The sequence below is a fragment of the Microbacterium sp. 22296 genome (assembly GCF_052045385.1).
Classification (GTDB): Bacteria; Actinomycetota; Actinomycetes; order Actinomycetales; family Microbacteriaceae; genus Microbacterium.
The window spans coordinates 90818-109855 of record NZ_JBQEOS010000007.1; the positions used below are offsets into that span (position 1 = coordinate 90818).

At 65.9% G+C, this 19038-nt stretch carries 31 protein-coding genes; all 31 read left to right on the forward strand.

What is annotated here, in order from left to right; all coding sequences use genetic code 11:
• The first annotated feature begins 81 nt into the window (after window positions 1-81).
• The 31 genes from fusA to rpsK all read left to right on the forward strand — a co-directional run bounded on the left by fusA (window position 82) and on the right by rpsK (window position 18963).
• On the forward strand, window positions 82-2196 hold the full coding sequence (fusA, locus tag ACTJJP_RS13525) for an elongation factor G (protein ID WP_285138051.1): 2115 nt from the start codon (window positions 82-84) through the stop codon (window positions 2194-2196).
• 158 nt (window positions 2197-2354) lie between these two features.
• Window positions 2355-3548 (forward strand): elongation factor Tu, encoded by a 1194-nt coding sequence (gene tuf, locus ACTJJP_RS13530; RefSeq protein WP_055959340.1) that lies wholly within the window; start codon window positions 2355-2357, stop codon window positions 3546-3548.
• A gap of 158 nt (window positions 3549-3706) precedes the next feature.
• On the forward strand, window positions 3707-3925 hold the full coding sequence (locus tag ACTJJP_RS13535; RefSeq protein WP_440775517.1) for a hypothetical protein: 219 nt from the start codon (window positions 3707-3709) through the stop codon (window positions 3923-3925).
• Window positions 3926-4361: 436 nt separating this feature from the next.
• The gene (gene rpsJ, locus ACTJJP_RS13540; protein ID WP_013584016.1) at window positions 4362-4670 is read left to right on the forward strand and encodes a 30S ribosomal protein S10; all 309 of its coding nucleotides are present in this window, start codon (window positions 4362-4364) and stop codon (window positions 4668-4670) included.
• 8 nt (window positions 4671-4678) lie between these two features.
• A complete protein-coding gene (gene rplC / locus ACTJJP_RS13545) occupies window positions 4679-5338 on the forward strand; it encodes a 50S ribosomal protein L3 (protein ID WP_440775518.1) in 660 nt (219 codons plus the stop codon).
• 2 nt (window positions 5339-5340) lie between these two features.
• Window positions 5341-6003: a 50S ribosomal protein L4 gene (gene rplD, locus ACTJJP_RS13550; protein WP_440775519.1), complete on the forward strand. Its 663-nt coding sequence runs from the start codon at window positions 5341-5343 to the stop codon at window positions 6001-6003.
• A complete protein-coding gene (gene rplW, locus ACTJJP_RS13555) occupies window positions 6000-6299 on the forward strand; it encodes a 50S ribosomal protein L23 (RefSeq protein WP_055959332.1) in 300 nt (99 codons plus the stop codon). Before rplD ends, rplW begins: the two co-directional genes overlap by 4 nt.
• Window positions 6300-6323: 24 nt before the next feature.
• Window positions 6324-7163, forward strand: coding sequence for a 50S ribosomal protein L2 (gene rplB, locus ACTJJP_RS13560; protein ID WP_013584012.1), 840 nt, complete (start codon window positions 6324-6326; stop codon window positions 7161-7163).
• 12 nt (window positions 7164-7175) lie between these two features.
• Window positions 7176-7457 carry a 30S ribosomal protein S19 gene (gene rpsS / locus ACTJJP_RS13565; RefSeq protein ID WP_013584011.1) on the forward strand — a complete coding sequence of 94 codons (282 nt, stop codon included), beginning with the start codon at window positions 7176-7178 and terminating at the stop codon, window positions 7455-7457.
• A 22-nt stretch (window positions 7458-7479) separates the two neighbouring features.
• Window positions 7480-7878, forward strand: coding sequence for a 50S ribosomal protein L22 (rplV, locus tag ACTJJP_RS13570; protein ID WP_183418534.1), 399 nt, complete (start codon window positions 7480-7482; stop codon window positions 7876-7878).
• Window positions 7878-8636, forward strand: coding sequence for a 30S ribosomal protein S3 (rpsC, locus tag ACTJJP_RS13575; RefSeq protein ID WP_055959329.1), 759 nt, complete (start codon window positions 7878-7880; stop codon window positions 8634-8636). Before rplV ends, rpsC begins: the two co-directional genes overlap by 1 nt.
• A complete protein-coding gene (gene rplP / locus ACTJJP_RS13580) occupies window positions 8636-9055 on the forward strand; it encodes a 50S ribosomal protein L16 (RefSeq protein WP_055833705.1) in 420 nt (139 codons plus the stop codon). Before rpsC ends, rplP begins: the two co-directional genes overlap by 1 nt.
• Window positions 9055-9369, forward strand: coding sequence for a 50S ribosomal protein L29 (rpmC, locus tag ACTJJP_RS13585; RefSeq protein ID WP_136585942.1), 315 nt, complete (start codon window positions 9055-9057; stop codon window positions 9367-9369). Before rplP ends, rpmC begins: the two co-directional genes overlap by 1 nt.
• Window positions 9369-9695 carry a 30S ribosomal protein S17 gene (gene rpsQ, locus ACTJJP_RS13590; protein ID WP_055959326.1) on the forward strand — a complete coding sequence of 109 codons (327 nt, stop codon included), beginning with the start codon at window positions 9369-9371 and terminating at the stop codon, window positions 9693-9695. The genes rpmC and rpsQ overlap by 1 nt, the downstream gene beginning before the upstream one ends.
• 35 nt (window positions 9696-9730) lie before the next feature.
• Window positions 9731-10099, forward strand: a complete 369-nt coding sequence (gene rplN / locus ACTJJP_RS13595; RefSeq protein WP_055959324.1) for a 50S ribosomal protein L14 — start codon at window positions 9731-9733, stop codon at window positions 10097-10099.
• A gap of 2 nt (window positions 10100-10101) precedes the next feature.
• A complete protein-coding gene (gene rplX, locus ACTJJP_RS13600; RefSeq protein WP_013584004.1) occupies window positions 10102-10461 on the forward strand; it encodes a 50S ribosomal protein L24 in 360 nt (119 codons plus the stop codon).
• A 2-nt stretch (window positions 10462-10463) separates the two neighbouring features.
• Window positions 10464-11084, forward strand: a complete 621-nt coding sequence (gene rplE / locus ACTJJP_RS13605; protein ID WP_440775520.1) for a 50S ribosomal protein L5 — start codon at window positions 10464-10466, stop codon at window positions 11082-11084.
• Between the two features lie 92 nt (window positions 11085-11176).
• Complete coding sequence (rpsH, locus tag ACTJJP_RS13610; protein WP_440775521.1) at window positions 11177-11575, forward strand: 30S ribosomal protein S8; 399 nt, start codon at window positions 11177-11179, stop codon at window positions 11573-11575.
• A gap of 6 nt (window positions 11576-11581) precedes the next feature.
• A complete protein-coding gene (rplF, locus tag ACTJJP_RS13615; protein ID WP_285138056.1) occupies window positions 11582-12118 on the forward strand; it encodes a 50S ribosomal protein L6 in 537 nt (178 codons plus the stop codon).
• A gap of 2 nt (window positions 12119-12120) precedes the next feature.
• Window positions 12121-12480 (forward strand): 50S ribosomal protein L18, encoded by a 360-nt coding sequence (gene rplR / locus ACTJJP_RS13620; protein WP_043361012.1) that lies wholly within the window; start codon window positions 12121-12123, stop codon window positions 12478-12480.
• Window positions 12477-13157 (forward strand): 30S ribosomal protein S5, encoded by a 681-nt coding sequence (rpsE, locus tag ACTJJP_RS13625; RefSeq protein ID WP_055959318.1) that lies wholly within the window; start codon window positions 12477-12479, stop codon window positions 13155-13157. The genes rplR and rpsE overlap by 4 nt, the downstream gene beginning before the upstream one ends.
• Window positions 13157-13342, forward strand: a complete 186-nt coding sequence (gene rpmD / locus ACTJJP_RS13630) for a 50S ribosomal protein L30 (RefSeq protein WP_013583998.1) — start codon at window positions 13157-13159, stop codon at window positions 13340-13342. The genes rpsE and rpmD overlap by 1 nt, the downstream gene beginning before the upstream one ends.
• A complete protein-coding gene (gene rplO, locus ACTJJP_RS13635) occupies window positions 13342-13872 on the forward strand; it encodes a 50S ribosomal protein L15 (protein WP_440775522.1) in 531 nt (176 codons plus the stop codon). The genes rpmD and rplO overlap by 1 nt, the downstream gene beginning before the upstream one ends.
• Before the next feature lie 110 nt (window positions 13873-13982).
• Window positions 13983-15305 carry a preprotein translocase subunit SecY gene (gene secY / locus ACTJJP_RS13640; protein ID WP_055959315.1) on the forward strand — a complete coding sequence of 441 codons (1323 nt, stop codon included), beginning with the start codon at window positions 13983-13985 and terminating at the stop codon, window positions 15303-15305.
• Window positions 15302-15898, forward strand: a complete 597-nt coding sequence (locus ACTJJP_RS13645) for an adenylate kinase (RefSeq protein ID WP_440775523.1) — start codon at window positions 15302-15304, stop codon at window positions 15896-15898. Before secY ends, ACTJJP_RS13645 begins: the two co-directional genes overlap by 4 nt.
• Before the next feature lies 1 nt (window position 15899).
• Window positions 15900-16739: a type I methionyl aminopeptidase gene (map, locus tag ACTJJP_RS13650; RefSeq protein WP_440775524.1), complete on the forward strand. Its 840-nt coding sequence runs from the start codon at window positions 15900-15902 to the stop codon at window positions 16737-16739.
• Entirely contained in the window at window positions 16739-17443 is a 705-nt protein-coding gene (locus ACTJJP_RS13655) for a DsbA family protein (RefSeq protein ID WP_440775525.1), read from the forward strand. Before map ends, ACTJJP_RS13655 begins: the two co-directional genes overlap by 1 nt.
• Before the next feature lie 141 nt (window positions 17444-17584).
• Window positions 17585-17806 carry a translation initiation factor IF-1 gene (infA, locus tag ACTJJP_RS13660; protein WP_013583992.1) on the forward strand — a complete coding sequence of 74 codons (222 nt, stop codon included), beginning with the start codon at window positions 17585-17587 and terminating at the stop codon, window positions 17804-17806.
• Window positions 17807-17867: 61 nt separating this feature from the next.
• Entirely contained in the window at window positions 17868-17984 is a 117-nt protein-coding gene (rpmJ, locus tag ACTJJP_RS13665; protein WP_005050492.1) for a 50S ribosomal protein L36, read from the forward strand.
• Window positions 17985-18153: 169 nt separating this feature from the next.
• A complete protein-coding gene (gene rpsM, locus ACTJJP_RS13670; RefSeq protein WP_055959307.1) occupies window positions 18154-18528 on the forward strand; it encodes a 30S ribosomal protein S13 in 375 nt (124 codons plus the stop codon).
• 36 nt (window positions 18529-18564) lie between these two features.
• A complete protein-coding gene (gene rpsK, locus ACTJJP_RS13675; protein WP_013583990.1) occupies window positions 18565-18963 on the forward strand; it encodes a 30S ribosomal protein S11 in 399 nt (132 codons plus the stop codon).
• Window positions 18964-19038 lie beyond the last annotated feature (75 nt).

Sequence of the window (19038 nt, forward strand, 5' to 3'; positions counted from 1 at the left end):
TCGACGGGCTCGGGCGGCCGACCCGGCCCGCGAGCCCGTCGAAGTTCCCACGACATCCGCCACCACACGTAAGGACATCCCGTGGCACAAGACGTGCTCACCGACCTCACCAAGGTCCGCAACATCGGCATCATGGCGCACATCGATGCCGGCAAGACGACGACGACCGAGCGCATCCTGTACTACACGGGAACCAACCACAAGATCGGCGAGACGCACGACGGCGCCTCGACGACCGACTGGATGGAGCAGGAGCAGGAGCGTGGCATCACGATCACCTCCGCTGCTGTCACGTGCTTCTGGGACAAGAACCAGATCAACATCATCGACACCCCCGGGCACGTCGACTTCACCGTCGAGGTGGAGCGCTCCCTCCGTGTGCTCGATGGCGCCGTGGCCGTCTTCGACGGCAAGGAGGGCGTCGAGCCCCAGTCCGAGACCGTCTGGCGTCAGGCCGACAAGTACAACGTCCCCCGCATCTGCTTCGTCAACAAGATGGACAAGCTCGGCGCGGACTTCTACTTCACCGTCGACACCATCATCAACAAGCTCAAGGCGAAGCCGCTCGTCATCCAGCTGCCCATCGGCGTCGAGAACGACTTCATCGGTGTCGTCGACCTCGTCGAGATGCGCGCGCTGGTCTGGGCCGGTGACGCCAAGGGTGATGTCACCATGGGTGCCAAGTACGACATCCAGGAGATCCCGGCCGACATGGCCGACGTCGTCGCGAAGTACCGCGAAGAGCTCCTCGAGACGGTCGCCGAGACCGACGAGGAGCTTCTCGAGAAGCACTTCGGTGGCGAAGAGCTGACCGTCGCCGAGATCAAGGCTGCCATCCGCAAGCTGACGGTCAACTCCGACATCTACCCCGTGCTCTGCGGCTCGGCGTTCAAGAACCGCGGTGTCCAGCCCATGCTCGACGCCGTCATCGACTACCTGCCGTCGCCCCTCGACGTGCCGGCCATCGAGGCGCACGACCCGAAGAACGAAGAGACGATCATCGAGCGGCACGCCGATCGTGAAGAGCCCTTCACCGCGCTGGCCTTCAAGATCGTCACGCACCCCTTCTTCGGTCGTCTGACCTACATCCGCGTGTACTCCGGTCACCTGGACTCGGGCGCGCAGATCGTCAACTCGACGAAGTCCAAGAAGGAGCGCATCGGGAAGATCTTCCAGATGTACGCCAACAAGGAGAACCCGGTTCCCTCGGTCACGGCCGGCCACATCTACGCGGTGATCGGCCTGAAGGACACCACGACCGGCGACACCCTCTGCGACGCGCAGAACCAGGTCGTCCTCGAGTCGATGACGTTCCCCGAGCCCGTCATCGAGGTCGCGATCGAGCCCAAGACCAAGGCCGACCAGGAGAAGCTGGGTCTGGCGATCCAGAAGCTCGCCGAAGAAGACCCGACGTTCCGTGTCGAGCAGAACAACGACACCGGTCAGACCGTCATCAAGGGCATGGGCGAGCTGCACCTCGACATCCTCGTGGACCGCATGAAGCGCGAGTTCAAGGTCGAGGCCAACGTCGGCAAGCCGCAGGTCGCGTACCGCGAGACGATCAAGAAGACCGTCGAGCGCCACGACTACACCCACAAGAAGCAGACCGGTGGGTCGGGTCAGTTCGCCAAGATCCAGTTCGCGCTCGAGCCCCTCGAGGTCACGGCCGACAAGATCTACGAGTTCGAGAACAAGGTCAGCGGTGGTCGCATCCCCCGCGAGTACATCGGACCCACCGACCAGGGCTTCCAGGACGCCATGAACGTCGGCGTGCTCGCCGGCTACCCCATGGTGGGCGTCAAGGCGATCCTCCTCGACGGCGCGTCGCACGACGTCGACTCCTCGGAGATGGCGTTCAAGATCGCCGGCTCCATGGGCTTCAAGGAAGCGATCCGCAAGGCGAACCCCGTCATCCTCGAGCCGCTCATGTCGGTCGAGGTGCGCACCCCCGAGGAGTACATGGGCGACGTCATCGGCGACCTGAACTCGCGTCGCGGGCAGATCCAGTCGATGGAAGACGCTCAGGGTGTCAAGGTCGTGCGGGCGCTCGTGCCGCTGTCCGAGATGTTCGGCTACATCGGCGACCTGCGGTCGAAGACGTCGGGCCGTGCCGTGTACTCGATGGAGTTCGACAGCTACGCCGAGGTTCCTCGCGCTGTGGCCGACGAGATCGTCCAGAAGAACAAGGGCGAATAACACCGCTCTCATGGATGCCGGGAACCTGGTTCCCCCGGGTTCCCGGCATCCACTCAAACTGAATACCGACTCTCTAGTAATCTGAGAACCATCCCCGCGAAGAACCGGTCGCAATCCAGTGCCCGAGACCTCGCAACCAACGTCCTGAGGAGGACCCAGTGGCTAAGGCCAAGTTCGAGCGGACCAAGCCGCACGTGAACATCGGAACGATCGGTCACGTCGACCACGGCAAGACCACGCTCACCGCTGCCATCTCGAAGGTGCTCGCCGACAAGTTCCCGTCGGCCACCAACGTTCAGCGTGACTTCGCGTCGATCGACTCGGCGCCCGAAGAGCGTCAGCGTGGTATCACGATCAACATCTCGCACGTCGAGTACGAGACCCCCAAGCGTCACTACGCTCACGTCGACGCGCCCGGCCACGCCGACTACATCAAGAACATGATCACCGGTGCCGCTCAGATGGACGGCGCGATCCTCGTGGTCGCCGCCACCGACGGCCCGATGGCTCAGACCCGTGAGCACGTTCTGCTCGCCAAGCAGGTCGGTGTGCCCTACCTGCTCGTCGCGCTGAACAAGAGCGACATGGTCGACGACGAGGAGATCCTGGAGCTCGTCGAGCTCGAGGTCCGCGAGCTCCTGTCGTCGCAGGACTTCGACGGCGACAACGCCCCCGTCGTCCGCGTCTCGGGCCTGAAGGCTCTCGAGGGTGACGAGCAGTGGGTCAACGCCATCGTCGAGCTCATGGAAGCCGTCGACGAGTCGATCCCCGACCCGGTGCGTGACAAGGACAAGCCGTTCCTCATGCCCATCGAGGACGTCTTCACCATCACCGGCCGTGGCACGGTCGTCACGGGCCGCGCCGAGCGCGGTACCCTCGGCATCAACTCCGAGGTCGAGATCGTCGGCATCCGCCCGACGCAGAAGACCACGGTCACCGGTATCGAGATGTTCCACAAGCAGCTCGACGAGGCCTGGGCCGGCGAGAACTGTGGTCTGCTCCTGCGCGGCACCAAGCGTGACGACGTCGAGCGCGGCCAGGTCGTCGTGAAGCCCGGTTCGGTCACCCCCCACACCAACTTCGAGGGCACGGCGTACATCCTGTCCAAGGAAGAGGGCGGCCGCCACAACCCGTTCTTCACGAACTACCGCCCGCAGTTCTACTTCCGTACCACCGACGTGACCGGCGTCATCACGCTGCCCGAGGGCACCGAGATGGTCATGCCCGGTGACACCACCGAAATGTCGGTCGAGCTGATCCAGCCGATCGCCATGGAAGAGGGCCTCGGCTACGCGATCCGTGAGGGTGGCCGCACCGTCGGCGCCGGCACGGTCACGAAGATCGTCAAGTAAGTCCTAGCGACTTCACTCGGCACAGGCCGGGCCTTCGGGCCCGGCCTTTGTCGTTCCCGGGTGACGCCGGAAGTCCGGGGCTACCGCTGGCGCTCCTCCGCGCTTCACAATGAACGGGAGGTCGACGCTCTGGTCGACCCGGTCACGAGGGAGACGTAATGAGCGGCGTGGACGACATCATCGCGAAGGGCAAGAAGCTCCTCGACGACAACCGGGACAAGATCGAAGAGGCGCTCAAGAGTGAGAAGGCCGAAGAGGTCAGCGACAAGGTGCTCGACGGAGCGGCGGATGCGATCAAGAAGATCGTGCCGGCCGATCAGCACGCCAAGGTCGACGAGGTGCGGGCCAACGTCGACAAGAACATCGGCAACGCCTGAGTCCGTTCCCCGACGGCGCTGTTCCCGGACGGGAGCGGCGCCGTCGGCGTTCCCGCCCCGGATTCTGGGGAAACGCCGCACGCGACACGCCCGGGTTTGCGACACGCCCGGCGCGTCCGTAGACTAGACCAGTTCCACATTCCGGCGTGCGCTCGGCGCGCGCCAGGATCACTGTCTCGGCAGTGCACAGGCGGCGCGAGAGCGCAGGGTCCTGGGCCGCGGGCAGCAGAACACACACCGAACCCCTTCATCCCCCACGGGATTCGCGCGCATGCGCGCGAGGGGCGGGCCGGATGCCGAGAGGCGTCCGGTTTGACAGCTGAACAGCGGTGCAGCATCTCTCGCGTGAGCGAGGGGAAGTGCCAGGGTGCGTCAGCACCACCGTGCGTCCAATGCCCCAGGTCGGGTAAGACGCGAGAAAGAGAGAGAGCAGACAATGGCGGGACAGAAGATCCGCATTCGCCTGAAGTCGTACGACCACGCCGGGCTGGACTCGTCGGCGCGCAAGATCGTCGACACCGTGACCCGTGCCGGCGCCACCGTGGTGGGCCCGGTTCCCCTTCCGACCGAGAAGAACGTCGTGTGCGTCATCCGGTCGCCCCACAAGTACAAGGACAGCCGCGAGCACTTCGAGATGCGCACCCACAAGCGCCTCATCGACATCATCGACCCGACGCCCAAGGCCGTCGACTCGCTGATGCGTCTCGACCTCCCGGCCGATGTCAACATCGAGATCAAGCTCTGAGGTTCGACATGGCTGACATCAACTCCAAGATCTCCAAGGGCCTCCTCGGCACCAAGCTCGGCATGACCCAGGTGTGGGACGAGAACGGCAAGCTCGTTCCCGTCACCGTCATCGAGGTCGCGCCGAACGTCGTGACCCAGCTGCGCTCGCTCGAGAAGGACGGCTACAACGCCGTTCAGATCGGCTACGGCCAGATCGACCCCCGCAAGGTGAACAAGCCCCTGACGGCTCACTTCGACGCCGCCGGTGTCACCCCGCGTCGCCACCTCACCGAGGTTCGCACCGCGGATGCCGCCGACTACTCGCTGGGCCAGGAGCTCACCGTCGACGGCCTGTTCGAAGCCGGCCAGCTGGTCGACGTCGTCGGCACCAGCAAGGGCAAGGGCACCGCCGGTGTCATGAAGCGTCACAACTTCAAGGGTGTCTCCGCCTCGCACGGTTCGCACCGCAACCACCGCAAGCCCGGTTCGATCGGCGCATCGTCGACCCCGAGCCGCGTCTTCAAGGGCATGCGCATGGCCGGCCGTATGGGTGGCGAGCGCGTGACCGTCCTCAACCTCACGGTGCACGCCGTCGACGCCGAGAAGGGACTCATGCTCGTCAAGGGCGCCGTCCCCGGCGCCCGTGGCCGCATCGTCTACGTCCGCAACGCAGTGAAGGGTGCCTGAACATGGCTGACTCGATTCTCGCGCTCGACGTCGTGAAGGCCGATGGCAAGAAGGCAGGCTCCGTCGAGCTGCCCGCCGCGCTCTTCGACGTCAAGACGAACATCCCCCTCATTCACCAGGTCGTCGTGGCGCAGCGCGCCGCGGCTCGCCAGGGCACGCACTCGACGAAGCGTCGCGGCGAGGTCTCGGGTGCGGGCCGCAAGCCCTTCAAGCAGAAGGGCACCGGTAACGCCCGTCAGGGTTCGATCCGCGCGCCGCACATGACCGGTGGTGGCATCGTCCACGGCCCCAAGCCCCGCGACTACAGCCAGCGCACCCCGAAGAAGATGATCGCCGCCGCGCTCCTGGGCGCGCTGAGCGATCGTGCTCGTGGGCAGCGTCTGCACATCGTCGACAGCTTCGCCATCGAGGGCGCGCCCTCGACCAAGGCCGCTGCCACCGCGCTGAAGGCCCTCGGTGCCGTCAAGAACGTCCTCGTGGTCATCGACCGCGACGACGAGCTGACGATCAAGAGCGTGCGCAACCTCGCGTACGTCCACGTGCTGACCGTCGGCCAGCTGAACACCTACGACGTCATCGTCTCCGACGACGTCGTCTTCACCAAGGCCGCCTACGACACGTTCGTCGCGTCGAAGGCTGCGCCCACCGAGGAGGTCTCGGCATGACCACCGTCAACAAGGACCCGCGCGACATCATCCTGAAGCCGGTCGTCTCCGAGAAGAGCTACTCGCTCATCGACGAGGGCAAGTACACCTTCCTGGTGGACCCCCGCGCGTCGAAGACCGAGATCAAGCTCGCGATCGAGAAGATCTTCAGCGTCAAGGTGGCCTCGGTCAACACGATCAACCGCGTGGGCAAGGCCCGTCGCACCCGCTTCGGCATCGGCAAGCGCAAGGACACCAAGCGCGCCATCGTCTCGCTGAAGTCGGGCACCATCGACATCTTCACGTCTGTCGGCTGACGGTCGGGATAGAGGACAAGAACAATGGCTATTCGCAAGTACAAGCCCACGACCCCCGGTCGCCGCGGCTCGTCGGTGGCCGACTTCGCCGAGATCACCCGATCGACGCCTGAGAAGTCGCTGCTGCGCCCGCTGTCGAAGACCGGTGGCCGCAACAACCAGGGCCGCATCACCACGCGCCACATCGGTGGCGGTCACAAGCGTCAGTACCGCCTGATCGACTTCCGTCGTAACGACAAAGACGGTATCGACGCCAAGGTCGCTCACATCGAGTACGACCCCAACCGCACCGCGCGCATCGCGCTCCTGCACTACGCGGACGGCGAGAAGCGCTACATCCTCGCTCCCGCGAAGCTGTCGCAGGGCGACGTCGTCGAGTCGGGTGCCGGCGCGGACATCAAGCCCGGCAACAACCTGCCGCTGCGCAACATCCCCACCGGTACCGTCATCCACGCGATCGAGCTGCGTCCCGGCGGCGGCGCGAAGATGGCCCGTTCGGCCGGCGCATCCGTGCGTCTGGTCGCCAAGGACGGCCCGTACGCGCAGCTGCGTCTGCCCTCCGGCGAGATCCGCAACGTCGACGTGCGCTGCCGCGCCACGATCGGCGAGGTCGGCAACGCCGAGCAGTCGAACATCAACTGGGGCAAGGCCGGCCGCATGCGCTGGAAGGGCGTCCGCCCGACCGTGCGTGGTGTCGCCATGAACCCGGTCGACCACCCGCACGGTGGTGGTGAGGGTAAGACCTCCGGTGGCCGTCACCCTGTTTCGCCGTGGGGCAAGGCCGAAGGCCGCACCCGCCACGCGAACAAGGAGAGCGACAAGCTCATCGTCCGCCGTCGCACCGCCGGCAAGAAGCGCAAGTAGGAGTAGAGGAAGATGCCTCGCAGCCTTAAGAAGGGCCCCTTCGTCGACGAGCACCTGCTTCGCAAGGTCGTCTCGCAGAACGAAGCCGGTTCGAAGAACGTCATCAAGACCTGGTCGCGCCGTTCGATGATCATCCCCGCCATGCTGGGACACACCATCGCCGTGCACGACGGTCGCAAGCACATCCCCGTGTTCGTGACCGAGACCATGGTCGGCCACAAGCTGGGCGAGTTCTCGCCCACCCGCACCTTCCGCGGCCACGTGAAGGACGACAAGAAGGGCCGTCGCCGTTAAGGCGACCGAGGAGGAGAGAGAAATGGTGGAGTCCATCGCACGTGTGCGACACATCCGCGTGACCCCTCAGAAGGCTCGTCGCGTCGTCGCGCTCATCAAGGGCAAGCAGGCCGAAGAGGCCCTCGCCATCCTGAAGTTCGCGCCGCAGGGCGCGAGCGAGCCGATCTACAAGCTCGTCGCCTCGGCGATCGCGAACGCTCGCGTCACCGCCGACAAGACGAACGAATACCTGGATGACGCCGACCTGTACGTGAAGAACGCGTACGTCGACGAGGGCACGACGCTCAAGCGTTTCCGCCCCCGCGCACAGGGTCGCGCCTTCCAGATCAAGAAGCGCACGAGCCACATCACGGTCGTGCTCGCGACGCCGGAGACCGCTGAGGCGACCCCGGCCCGCGCCAACAAGAAGGCGAGCAAGTAATGGGACAGAAGGTCAACCCGTACGGCTTCCGCCTCGGCATCACCACCGACCACGTGTCGCGGTGGTTCTCGGACTCGACGAAGCCCGGTCAGCGCTACGCCGACTACCTCGCCGAGGACATCAAGATCCGTCGCCTGCTGACCACCTCGCTCGACCGCGCCGGTGTCAGCAACATCGAGATCGAGCGCACGCGTGACCGCGTCCGTGTCGACATCCACACCGCCCGTCCGGGCATCGTGATCGGTCGCCGCGGCGCCGAGGCCGAGCGCATCCGCGCCGACCTCGAGAAGCTCAGCGGCAAGCAGATCCAGCTGAACATCCTCGAGGTCAAGAACCCCGAGGCCGACGCTCAGCTGGTCGCGCAGGGTGTCGCCGAACAGCTCTCCGCACGCGTGGCGTTCCGTCGCGCGATGCGCAAGGGGCTGCAGGGCGCGCAGCGCGCGGGCGCCAAGGGCGTCCGCATCCAGGTGTCGGGTCGCCTCGGCGGCGCCGAGATGAGCCGCTCGGAGTTCTACCGCGAAGGCCGTGTGCCGCTGCACACGCTCCGCGCGAACATCGACTACGGCTTCTACGAGGCCAAGACCACCTTCGGCCGCATCGGCGTGAAGGTGTGGATCTACAAGGGCGACCTCACCAACAAGGAGCTCGCCCGCGAGCAGGCCAACGCACCCAAGTCGCGCGGTCGTGACGACCGCGGTGGCGACCGTCGTCGTGGCCCGCGCAACGAGGCCCCCGTGGCAGAAGGAGCGTCGGCGTAATGCTCATCCCCCGCAAGGTCAAGTACCGTAAGCAGCACCACCCCGGCCGTTCCGGCCAGGCCACCGGTGGCACCCAGGTGTCGTTCGGGGAGTACGGCATCCAGGCGCTGACCCCCGCTTACGTGACCAACCGTCAGATCGAGTCCGCTCGTATCGCCATGACTCGTCACATCAAGCGCGGTGGAAAGGTGTGGATCAACATCTACCCCGACCGCCCGCTCACCAAGAAGCCGGCTGAAACCCGCATGGGTTCTGGTAAGGGTTCGCCCGAGTGGTGGGTCGCGAACGTCAAGCCGGGCCGCGTCCTGTTCGAGGTCGCGGGTGTCGACGAGCAGCTTGCTCGTGAGGCACTGACCCGAGCCATTCACAAGCTGCCCCTGAAGGCACGCATCATCAAGCGCGAGGAGGGCGACGCGTAATGGCGATCGGCACCAAGCAGCTCGCTCCGAGCGAGCTCGACACGTTCGAAGACCAGCGCCTCGTCGAGGAGCTGCGCAAGGCCAAGGAAGAGCTGTTCAACCTGCGCTTCCAGTCGGCCACCGGCCAGCTCGAGAGCCACGGTCGCATCCGTGCAGTCAAGCGCGACATCGCGCGTCTGTACACGGTGATCCGTGAGCGCGAGCTCGGCATCCGCGCCACCCCGGCCCCGGTCGAGGCTCCGGCGAAGGCGAAGAAGAGCAAGGCGAAGAAGGCGGATGCCGCCGACGACGCCACGAAAGAAGAGGCGGAGTAATGGCTACCGCGAAGAAGGCTGAGGCGCAGGTCGCCGGCCACGAGCACGCCGAGAACGATGTCCGTGACGAGGACGCCCGCGGTTACCGCAAGGCGCGTCGCGGCTACGTCGTCAGCGACAAGATGGACAAGACGATCGTCGTCGAGGTCGAAGACCGCGTGAAGCACCCGCTCTACGGCAAGGTCATCCGTCGCACCTCGAAGGTCAAGGCGCACGACGAGACCAACTCGGCGGGCATCGGCGACCTCGTCGTCATCAACGAGACCCGTCCGCTCAGCGCCACCAAGCGCTGGCGTCTGGTCGAGATCCTCGAGAAGGCCAAGTAAGCCTCGCGGCTTGCTTGGAACCCAAGGAGTAAAAAGTGATTCAGAACGAATCCCGGCTGAAGGTCGCCGACAACACCGGCGCCAAGGAGCTGCTCACCATCCGTGTGCTCGGCGGCTCCAACCGTCGGTATGCGGGCCTGGGCGACGTGATCGTCGCCACGGTCAAGGACGCGATCCCGGGTGGAAACGTCAAGAAGGGCGACGTGGTCAAGGCCGTCGTCGTCCGTGTCGTCAAGCAGACCCGTCGTTCCGACGGCTCGTACATCAAGTTCGACGAGAACGCCGCCGTGATCCTGAAGAGCGACGGGGAGCCCCGCGGCACCCGCATCTTCGGACCGGTCGGCCGTGAGCTTCGCGACAAGAAGTTCATGAAGATCGTCTCGCTCGCCCCGGAGGTCATCTGATCATGGCGAAAATCAAAAAGGGCGACCTGGTTCAGGTCATCTCGGGCGCGAAGCCCGAGCGTGGCGGCGACCGCGGCAAGCAGGGTAAGGTCCTCGAGGTCCTGACCGAGCAGAACCGCGTCATCGTCGAGGGTGTGAACTACGTCACCAAGCACAACCGCGTGGGCCAGTCCCAGCGCGGAACCAAGACCGGTGGCATCGAGACCTTCGAGGCCCCGATCCACATCTCCAACGTCGCGATCGTCGACCCCTCGACCAAGAAGCCGACCCGCGTCGGCCGCCGTGTCGAGGAGCAGGTCAAGGACGGCGTCAAGCGCACCGTCCGCGTGCGCTTCGCGAAGAAGTCAGGCAAGGACCTCTGAACATGAGCACCTCGACTGCCGCGGAGACTGGCACTTCGTCTGAAGGGCAGCCCTCGAAGGGCGCCGGCCAGCCCCGCCTGAAGCAGAAGTACAACAACGAGATCAAGAAGGCCCTGCAGGAGGAGTTCGGCTACGCGAACGTCATGCAGACGCCCGGGCTGGTCAAGGTCGTCGTCAACACCGGCGTCGGCGAGGCTGCTCGTGACAGCAAGGTGATCGATGGTGCGGTCGACGACCTCACCAAGATCACAGGTCAGAAGCCGATCGTCACGAAGGCCCGCAAGTCCATCGCGCAGTTCAAGCTGCGTGAGGGCCAGGCCATCGGTGCGCACGTCACCCTCCGCGGTGACCGCGCATGGGAGTTCGTGGACCGTCTCGTGAACCTCGCGCTGCCGCGCATCCGCGACTTCCGCGGTCTGTCGCCCAAGCAGTTCGACGGCAACGGCAACTACACCTTCGGTCTCCAGGAGCAGTCCGTGTTCCACGAGATCGACCAGGACCGCATCGACCGCGTGCGTGGTTTCGACATCACCATCGTCACCACCGCGAAGACCGACGACGAGGGCCGTTCGCTGCTTCGCCAGCTCGGCTTCCCGTTCCAGTCGGCCGACGCTCAGGCCTGACCCCATGGGCCCCCGGACACCCGGGGGCCCCTCATCGAAGGTCGACTGTCGCGTAACGGCAGCCGAAACCTCATGAAAGAAAGAAGCAACACATGACGATGACAGACCCGGTCGCAGACATGCTGACCCGTCTGCGCAACGCGAACTCGGCGCACCACGACTCCGTGTCGATGCCGAGCTCGAAGCTCAAGACCAACATCGCCGCCATCCTCAAGCAGGAGGGGTACATCGCCGACTGGAGCGTCGAGGACGCCCGCGTCGGCCACACCCTCAACATGACGCTGAAGTACGGCCCGAACCGCGAGCGGTCGATCGCCGGCATCAAGCGCGTGTCCAAGCCGGGCCTCCGCGTGTACGCGAAGTCGACCGAGGTCCCCACGGTCCTCGGCGGGCTGGGCGTGGCCATCCTGTCCACCTCCTCCGGTCTCCTCACCGACCGTCAGGCCGAGCAGAAGGGCGTCGGCGGGGAAGTCCTCGCCTACGTGTGGTGATCTGACATGTCGCGTATTGGACGTCTTCCCATCGACATCCCCGCCGGCGTCACCGTTTCGGTGAACGGCCGGGAGGTCTCCGTCAAGGGCCCGAAGGGCGAGCTCGAGCTCACCATCGCACAGCCCCTCGAGGTGTCGGTCGAGGAGAACCAGGTTCTCGTCACCCGCCCCGACGACGAGCGCGAGTCGCGGTCGCTCCACGGCCTGACCCGCACGCTCATCAACAACAACATCATCGGTGTCACCCAGGGCTACACCAAGGGCCTCGAGGTCGTCGGCACGGGTTACCGCGTCGCCCAGAAGGGCAGCGCGATCGAGTTCGCCCTCGGCTTCTCGCACCCCGTCCTCATCGACCCGCCCGCGGGCATCACCCTCACGGTCGAAGGCAACAACAAGGTCACCGTGAGCGGCATCGACAAGCAGGCCGTCGGCGAGGCCGCAGCCAACATCCGCAAGATCCGCAAGCCCGAGCCCTACAAGGGCAAGGGTGTGCGGTACGCGGGCGAGGTCGTCCGCCGCAAGGCCGGAAAGAGTGGTAAGTGACCATGGCTGTCAAGACAAAGTCCGTCGCTCGTGCTCGTCGCCACGCGCGCCTTCGCAAGAAGGTCGTCGGCACCGAGCTGCGTCCCCGTCTCGTCGTGACGCGTTCCGCGCGCCACGTGTTCGTCCAGGTCGTGGACGACAGCAAGGGCCACACCGTGGCCTCCGCTTCCACCCTCGAGACCGACCTGCGCGGCTTCGACGGTGACAAGACCGCCAAGGCCCGCAAGGTCGGCGAACTCGTCGCCGAGCGTGCCAAGGCCGTGGGCGTCTCCGACGTCGTGTTCGACCGTGGCGGAAACCGCTACGCCGGCCGCGTCGCCGCGATCGCCGACGGAGCCCGCGAAGGAGGGCTGAACCTGTGAGTGACAACAAGGAGACCGAAGTGACCGAGCAGACTGCCCCGGCTGAGGGTGCGGCTGCCGCTCAGGCCCCCGCCGAGCGTGAGCGCGAGCCGCGTCGCGGTGGTCGTGAGCGCAACACCAACCAGCGCGACCGTGGTTCGCGCGACCGCAACGAGAGCCAGTTCCTCGAGCGCGTCGTGACCATCAACCGCGTCTCCAAGGTCGTCAAGGGTGGTCGTCGCTTCAGCTTCACCGCACTCGTCGTCGTCGGTGACGGTAACGGCGTGGTCGGTGTCGGTTACGGCAAGGCGCGCGAAGTGCCCCTCGCCATCTCGAAGGGTGTCGAAGAGGCCAAGCGCAACTTCTTCCGCGTTCCCCGTTCGGGCTCGACCATCCCGCACCCCGTCCAGGGTGAGGCCGCTGCCGGTGTGGTGCTCCTGCGCCCCGCCGCCGCCGGTACCGGTGTCATCGCCGGTGGTCCCGTCCGCGCCGTGCTCGAGTGCGCGGGCATCCACGACGTCCTGTCGAAGTCCCTCGGCTCGTCGAACACGATCAACATCGTGCACGCGACCGTCGAGGCCCTCAAGGCGCTCGAGGAGCCCCGTGCCGTCGCTGCGCGCCGCGGCCTGGAGTTCGACCAGGTCGCCCCGGCCCGCCTCGTGCGCGCCGAGGCAGCCGCTCAGAAGGTAGGTGCCTGATGGCCGAGCGTCTGAAGGTCACGCAGATCAAGTCCAAGGTGAGCGAGAAGCAGAACCAGCGTGACACGCTGCGTTCGCTCGGTCTGAAGCGGATCGGCGACTCGGTCGTCCGTCCCGACGACGCGCAGACGCGCGGCTACGTCAAGACCGTCGCCCACCTCGTCAAGGTTGAGGAGATCGACTAATGGCTGCCAAGAAGGACGAGACCGCAACGGTCGACGCCCCGAAGAAGGCATCGGCCGCCAAGGCCGGTAAGAAGGAAGCCCCCGCGGCGCGCCCCGGCGTGCTCAAGGTCCACCACCTGCGTCCCGTCCCGGGAGCCCGTACCGCCAAGACCCGTGTGGGTCGCGGTGAGGGCTCGAAGGGTAAGACGTCCGGTCGCGGTACCAAGGGAACCAAGGCCCGTTACCAGGTCAAGGTCGGCTTCGAGGGTGGGCAGATGCCGCTGCACATGCGCACCCCGAAGCTCCGCGGCTTCAAGAACCCGTTCCGTGTCGAGTACCAGGTCGTGAACCTGGACAAGCTCGGCGAGCTCTACCCGCAGGGTGGCGACGTGACCGTCGCCAGCCTCGTGGCCAAGGGCGCTGTGCGCAAGAACGAGAAGGTCAAGGTGCTCGGCACCGGCGACATCTCGGTCGCACTCACCGTCTCCGTCGACAAGGTCTCCGGCTCCGCCGAGCAGAAGATCGTCGCCGCTGGCGGTACCGTCAACTGACGACCCGACCCGGAAGGGGCCGGCGGCCTTAGGGCCGTCGGCCCCTTCTGCATTAGTCTGATGGGGAGTGCGCATAGTCGCGCTCCGAGATCGTTCTGGAGGAATCTCCCTTGTTCAGCGCCATCGCGCGGGTTTTCCGCACGCCCGACCTGAGGCGGAAGATCGCCTTCACGCTGGGCATCATCGCCATCTACCGGCTGGGTGCCCACGTGCCGACGCCCTTCGTCGACTTCCCCAACGTTCAGCAATGTCTGAACCAGTCGGGTGGTACCGAGGGTCTGCTGTCTCTGGTGAACCTCTTCTCGGGCGGTGCTTTGCTGCAGCTGTCGATCTTCGCCCTCGGCGTGATGCCGTACATCACGGCGACGATCATCGTGCAGCTGCTGCGCGTGGTCATCCCGCACTTCGAGACCCTGTACAAGGAGGGCCAGGCCGGTCAGGCCAAGCTCACGCAGTACACGCGATACCTCACCATCGCGCTGGCGCTTCTGCAGTCGACCACGCTCGTCACGGTCGCGCGCTCGGGTCAGCTCTTCGGCTCGGCCGGTGTGCCCGAGTGCCAGCAGCTGCTGACCAATGACATCTGGTGGGCCCAGCTGCTCATGATCATCACGATGACCGCCGGTACCGGCCTGGTCATGTGGTTCGCCGAACTCGTCACCGAGCGCGGCGTGGGCAACGGCATGTCCATCCTCATCTTCACCTCGATCGCGGCGACCTTCCCCGGCGCCATGCTGTCGATCCTCAACGCCCGCGGCGTCGAGGTCTTCCTCCTCGTCCTGGCGGTCAGCATCGTCATCGTCGCCCTCGTCGTGTTCGTGGAACAGTCGCAGCGGCGCATCCCGGTCCAGTACGCCAAGCGCATGGTCGGGCGTCGTACGTACGGCGGGACGAACACCTACATCCCGATCAAGGTCAACATGGCCGGTGTCGTGCCCGTCATCTTCGCCTCGTCGCTGCTCTACATCCCTGCCCTCATCGCGCAGTTCAACCAGCCGCAGCCGGGCCAGGAGCCGTCGCCGTGGGTCACGTGGATCTCGCAGTACCTCACGCGCGGTGACCACCCGCTGTACATGCTGATCTACTTCCTCCTCATCATCGGATTCGCGTACTTCTACGTCGCGATCACGTTCAACCCGGTCGACGTCGCCGACAACATGAAGAAGTACGGCGGCTTCATCCCCGGCATCCGTGCCGGGCGTCCGACCGCCGAGTACCTCGACTATGTTCTGACGCGCATCACGCTGCCCGGCTCGATCTACCTCGGTCTGATTGCGCTGCTGCCGCTGGTGGCACTTGCGACCGTGGGTGCCAACCAGAACTTCCCGTTCGGCGGCGCCTCGATCCTGATCATCGTCGGGGTCGGTCTCGAGACCGTCAAACAGATCGACGCGCAGCTTCAGCAGCGTCACTACGAGGGGCTGCTTCGATGAGCGCGCGTCTTCTGATCGTGGGCCCGCAGGGGTCGGGCAAGGGAACGCAGGGCGTCCGCATCGCCGAGGCATTCGGGATCCCCGTGGTCTCCACCGGCGACGTGTTTCGCGCCAATGTCGCGCAGGGCACCGAACTGGGCCAGCAGGTCAAGGCCATCATCGACGGGGGCAGCCTCGTTCCCGACGAACTGACCAGCGCCGTCGTGCGCGACCGTCTGTCGCAGGCCGATGCGGCGGAGGGCTTCCTCCTCGACGGCTACCCGCGCAACCTCGCCCAGGTGATGCACCTCGATGAGTTCCTCGAGGGACGCGACGAGTCGCTCGACGCCGTCATCGCTCTCGTCGTGCCTCGCGAGGAGTCGCTGTCGCGTCTCACCGCACGTGCGTCCGAGCAGGGCCGCGCCGACGACACCGAGGAGGCGATCGCCACGCGTCTGGGCATCTACGAGCGCGAGACGGCGCCCATCCTCGACGTGTACGGCACGCGCGGGGTGGTCGACGAGGTCGACGGCGTCGGCAGTCTCGACGAGGTGACCGCCCGGATCTTCGCGGCGCTGGAGGCGCGTGGCCTCCACGGGTCGCCGGCTGCGTGACGTGGGACTTCGTTCGTCCGTATACAAGAGGCCGGCCCAGCTGCGGTCGATGATCGAGCCGGGCCTCATCACCGCCGATGCGCTGGACGCGGTTCGCGGGCTCATCGCCCCGGGAATCACCACGCTCGAGCTCGACGCCGCGGCATCCGCGCTCATCACCTCGCGCGGCGCCGTCTCGAACTTCCAGATGGTGCGCGGCTACCGGCACACGATCTGCGCCTCGGTCAACGAGCAGGTGGTCCACGGCATCCCCAACGACCGCCCGCTGCGGGCGGGGGATATCCTCTCGATCGACGCGGGGGCGGAGCTGCGCGGATGGAACGGCGACTCGGCGTTCACCGTGATCGTCCCGGGTGACGCTCCCGACGACATCGTGGCTCCACGTCGACGGCTGTCGGAGGTCACCGAGGGCTCGCTCTGGGCGGGCATCGCCGCGCTGAGCCGTGCGTCGCACCTCGGCGAAGTCGGAGCTGCGATCGAGCAGTACATCGAGGACAACGCTCCCGAGGGGGGCTACGGCATCCTGCGCGACTACGTCGGTCACGGCATCGGTCGCAAGATGCACGAGTCGCCCAGCATCTTCAACTACGCGGTGCCCGATCGCGGCGCAGAGGTGCGGCCGGGATTGGCCGTGGCCATCGAGCCCATGGTCGTCATCGGCGACCAGCAGACTTTCGTCGAAGACGACGGCTGGACGGTATCGACGCTCGACGGGACTGCCGGCTCCCATTGGGAACATAGCGTTGCCGTGCATGATGGCGGCATCTGGGTGCTGACTGCTCACGACGGGGGTGCCGAGAAACTGGCGCCGTTCGGCGTGGTGCCGAAGGAGATCGATTGATGATGATGGTTGCGGTGCGGAAGTCCACGAATTGGTTCGCGATCGCGGTGACGGCGGCTGTTCTCGTCGTCGTCCTGATCGTGGCGGGCGTCGTGTGGTTCGCCAACAGCCAGGCGACCTCTCCGGGGACGCTGCCGGAATCGTCGGCGATCAACACCGAGACGGGTGCCATCGCGGTCGGTTCCGGAGAGAAGACCGTCGACACGTACATCGATTTCATGTGCCCGGTCTGCAACCAGTTCGAGCAGGCGTACGGGCCGACGCTCGACCAGCTCGTCGCCTCCGACGAGATCACGCTGAACATCCACCCGATCTCGATCCTCGATCGCGCCTCCCAGGGCACCGAGTACTCCACACGCTCCGCTTCGGCGGCCTACTGCGTCGCCGTGGACGACCCCGCCAACGTGCCCGCGTTCGTGAAGGCTCTCTACGCGCAGCAGCCGTCGGAGAACACCGCCGGTCTGGATGACGCGACCCTCGCGTCCATCGCCACCTCGGTGGGCGCCTCGGATGCCGCCTCGTCGTGCATCTCCGAGGGGACGTACACGAGGTTCGTGACGGCGATGACCCAGAACACCCCGGTGCAACCCGGCAGCTCTGGGATCGCCACGCCGACCATCGCAGTGGACGGAACCGTCCTCGCCAACCAGAGCGACCTGACCGGCGACCCGCAGAAGGACATCGTCGACCGCCTCAACGGCTGACGACACCTCCGGCGAGTTGCCGGAGAGGGCAATACCACGTATGCTTGATCTTTGGTGCGTTGCGCCTTCACTGGCGTGTCGAAGCACCGAATCCCCATCCACCGCAGACCGGCCGGTCTGCAATTGAGCGTGAGCGAGTTTATGGCGAAGAAAGACGGTGTCATCGAGATCGAGGGCACGGTGTCCGAGGCACTGCCCAACGCGATGTTCCGTGTCGAACTGACCAACGGTCACAAGGTGCTCGCCACCATTTCGGGCAAGATGCGGCAGAACTACATCCGCATCATCCCCGAGGACCGTGTCGTCGTCGAACTGAGCCCGTACGACCTCACCCGCGGTCGTATCGTCTACCGCTACCGCTGAGTCCGGCCGAGAAGTAACGAGCCGCACCTCGCGCGTTCGAAGACAGCGAAACAGGAACATCATGAAGGTCAATCCCTCCGTCAAGCCCATCTGCGACCACTGCAAGGTGATCCGTCGCCACGGGCGCGTGATGGTGATCTGCAAGAGCAACCCGCGCCACAAGCAGCGCCAGGGCTGAGTTCTTCGCCGTTCGACCCCTTTCCAACTGAATACACACCGGCAGGATCAGATCCGTCATCATCCGAGCGCTTCCATAGGCTCGATGACCGCATGACGGGGACACCTCGGGGCGGAGGCCCGAGCACCGATCCTGCTCCACACCTCTACGACACTCTGAGGAGAGCCGCATGGCACGTCTCGCCGGCGTCGACATCCCGCGCGACAAGCGCGTGGTGATCGCACTTACTTACATCTACGGCGTGGGTCGCACCCGCTCCGTCGAGATCCTCGCTGCGACGGATATCGACCACGACATCCGCGTGAAGGACCTCACCGACGACCAGCTGGTCGCTCTGCGCGACCACATCGAAGGCACCTACAAGGTGGAGGGTGACCTCCGTCGCGAGGTCGCCGCCGACATCCGCCGCAAGGTCGAGATCGGCTCCTACGAGGGCATCCGCCACCGTCGCGGCCTCCCGGTGCGCGGTCAGCGCACGAAGACGAACGCGCGTACCCGCAAGGGTCCCAAGCGCACCGTCGCCGGCAAGAAGAAGGCGCGCTAAGCCGCGGGCTGAGCGTCAGGATTCAGGAGAACGCACATGGCACAGGCCAAGTCCGCCGCGCGCAAGCCGCGCCGCAAAGAGAAGAAGAACATCGCCGTGGGTCAGGCCCACATCAAGTCGACGTTCAACAACACCATCGTTTCGATCACCGACCCCTCGGGTGCCGTCATCAGCTGGGCTTCGTCCGGCGGTGTCGGGTTCAAGGGCTCGCGCAAGTCGACGCCGTACGCCGCCGGCATGGCCGCTGAGTCGGCCGCCCGCCAGGCGCAGGAGCACGGTGTGAAGAAGGTCGACGTCTTCGTGAAGGGACCGGGTTCGGGTCGTGAGACCGCGATCCGTTCGCTCACGGCAGCCGGCCTCGAGGTCGGCTCCATCCAGGACGTGACGCCGCAGGCCCACAACGGCTGCCGTCCGCCCAAGCGCCGCCGCGTCTGACGCGTTCGTTCCCGGGGAGTGCTCGTCGCTCCCCGGGAACGCCGCGCTCATGCGCGATTCGACTTCCGGATGCCA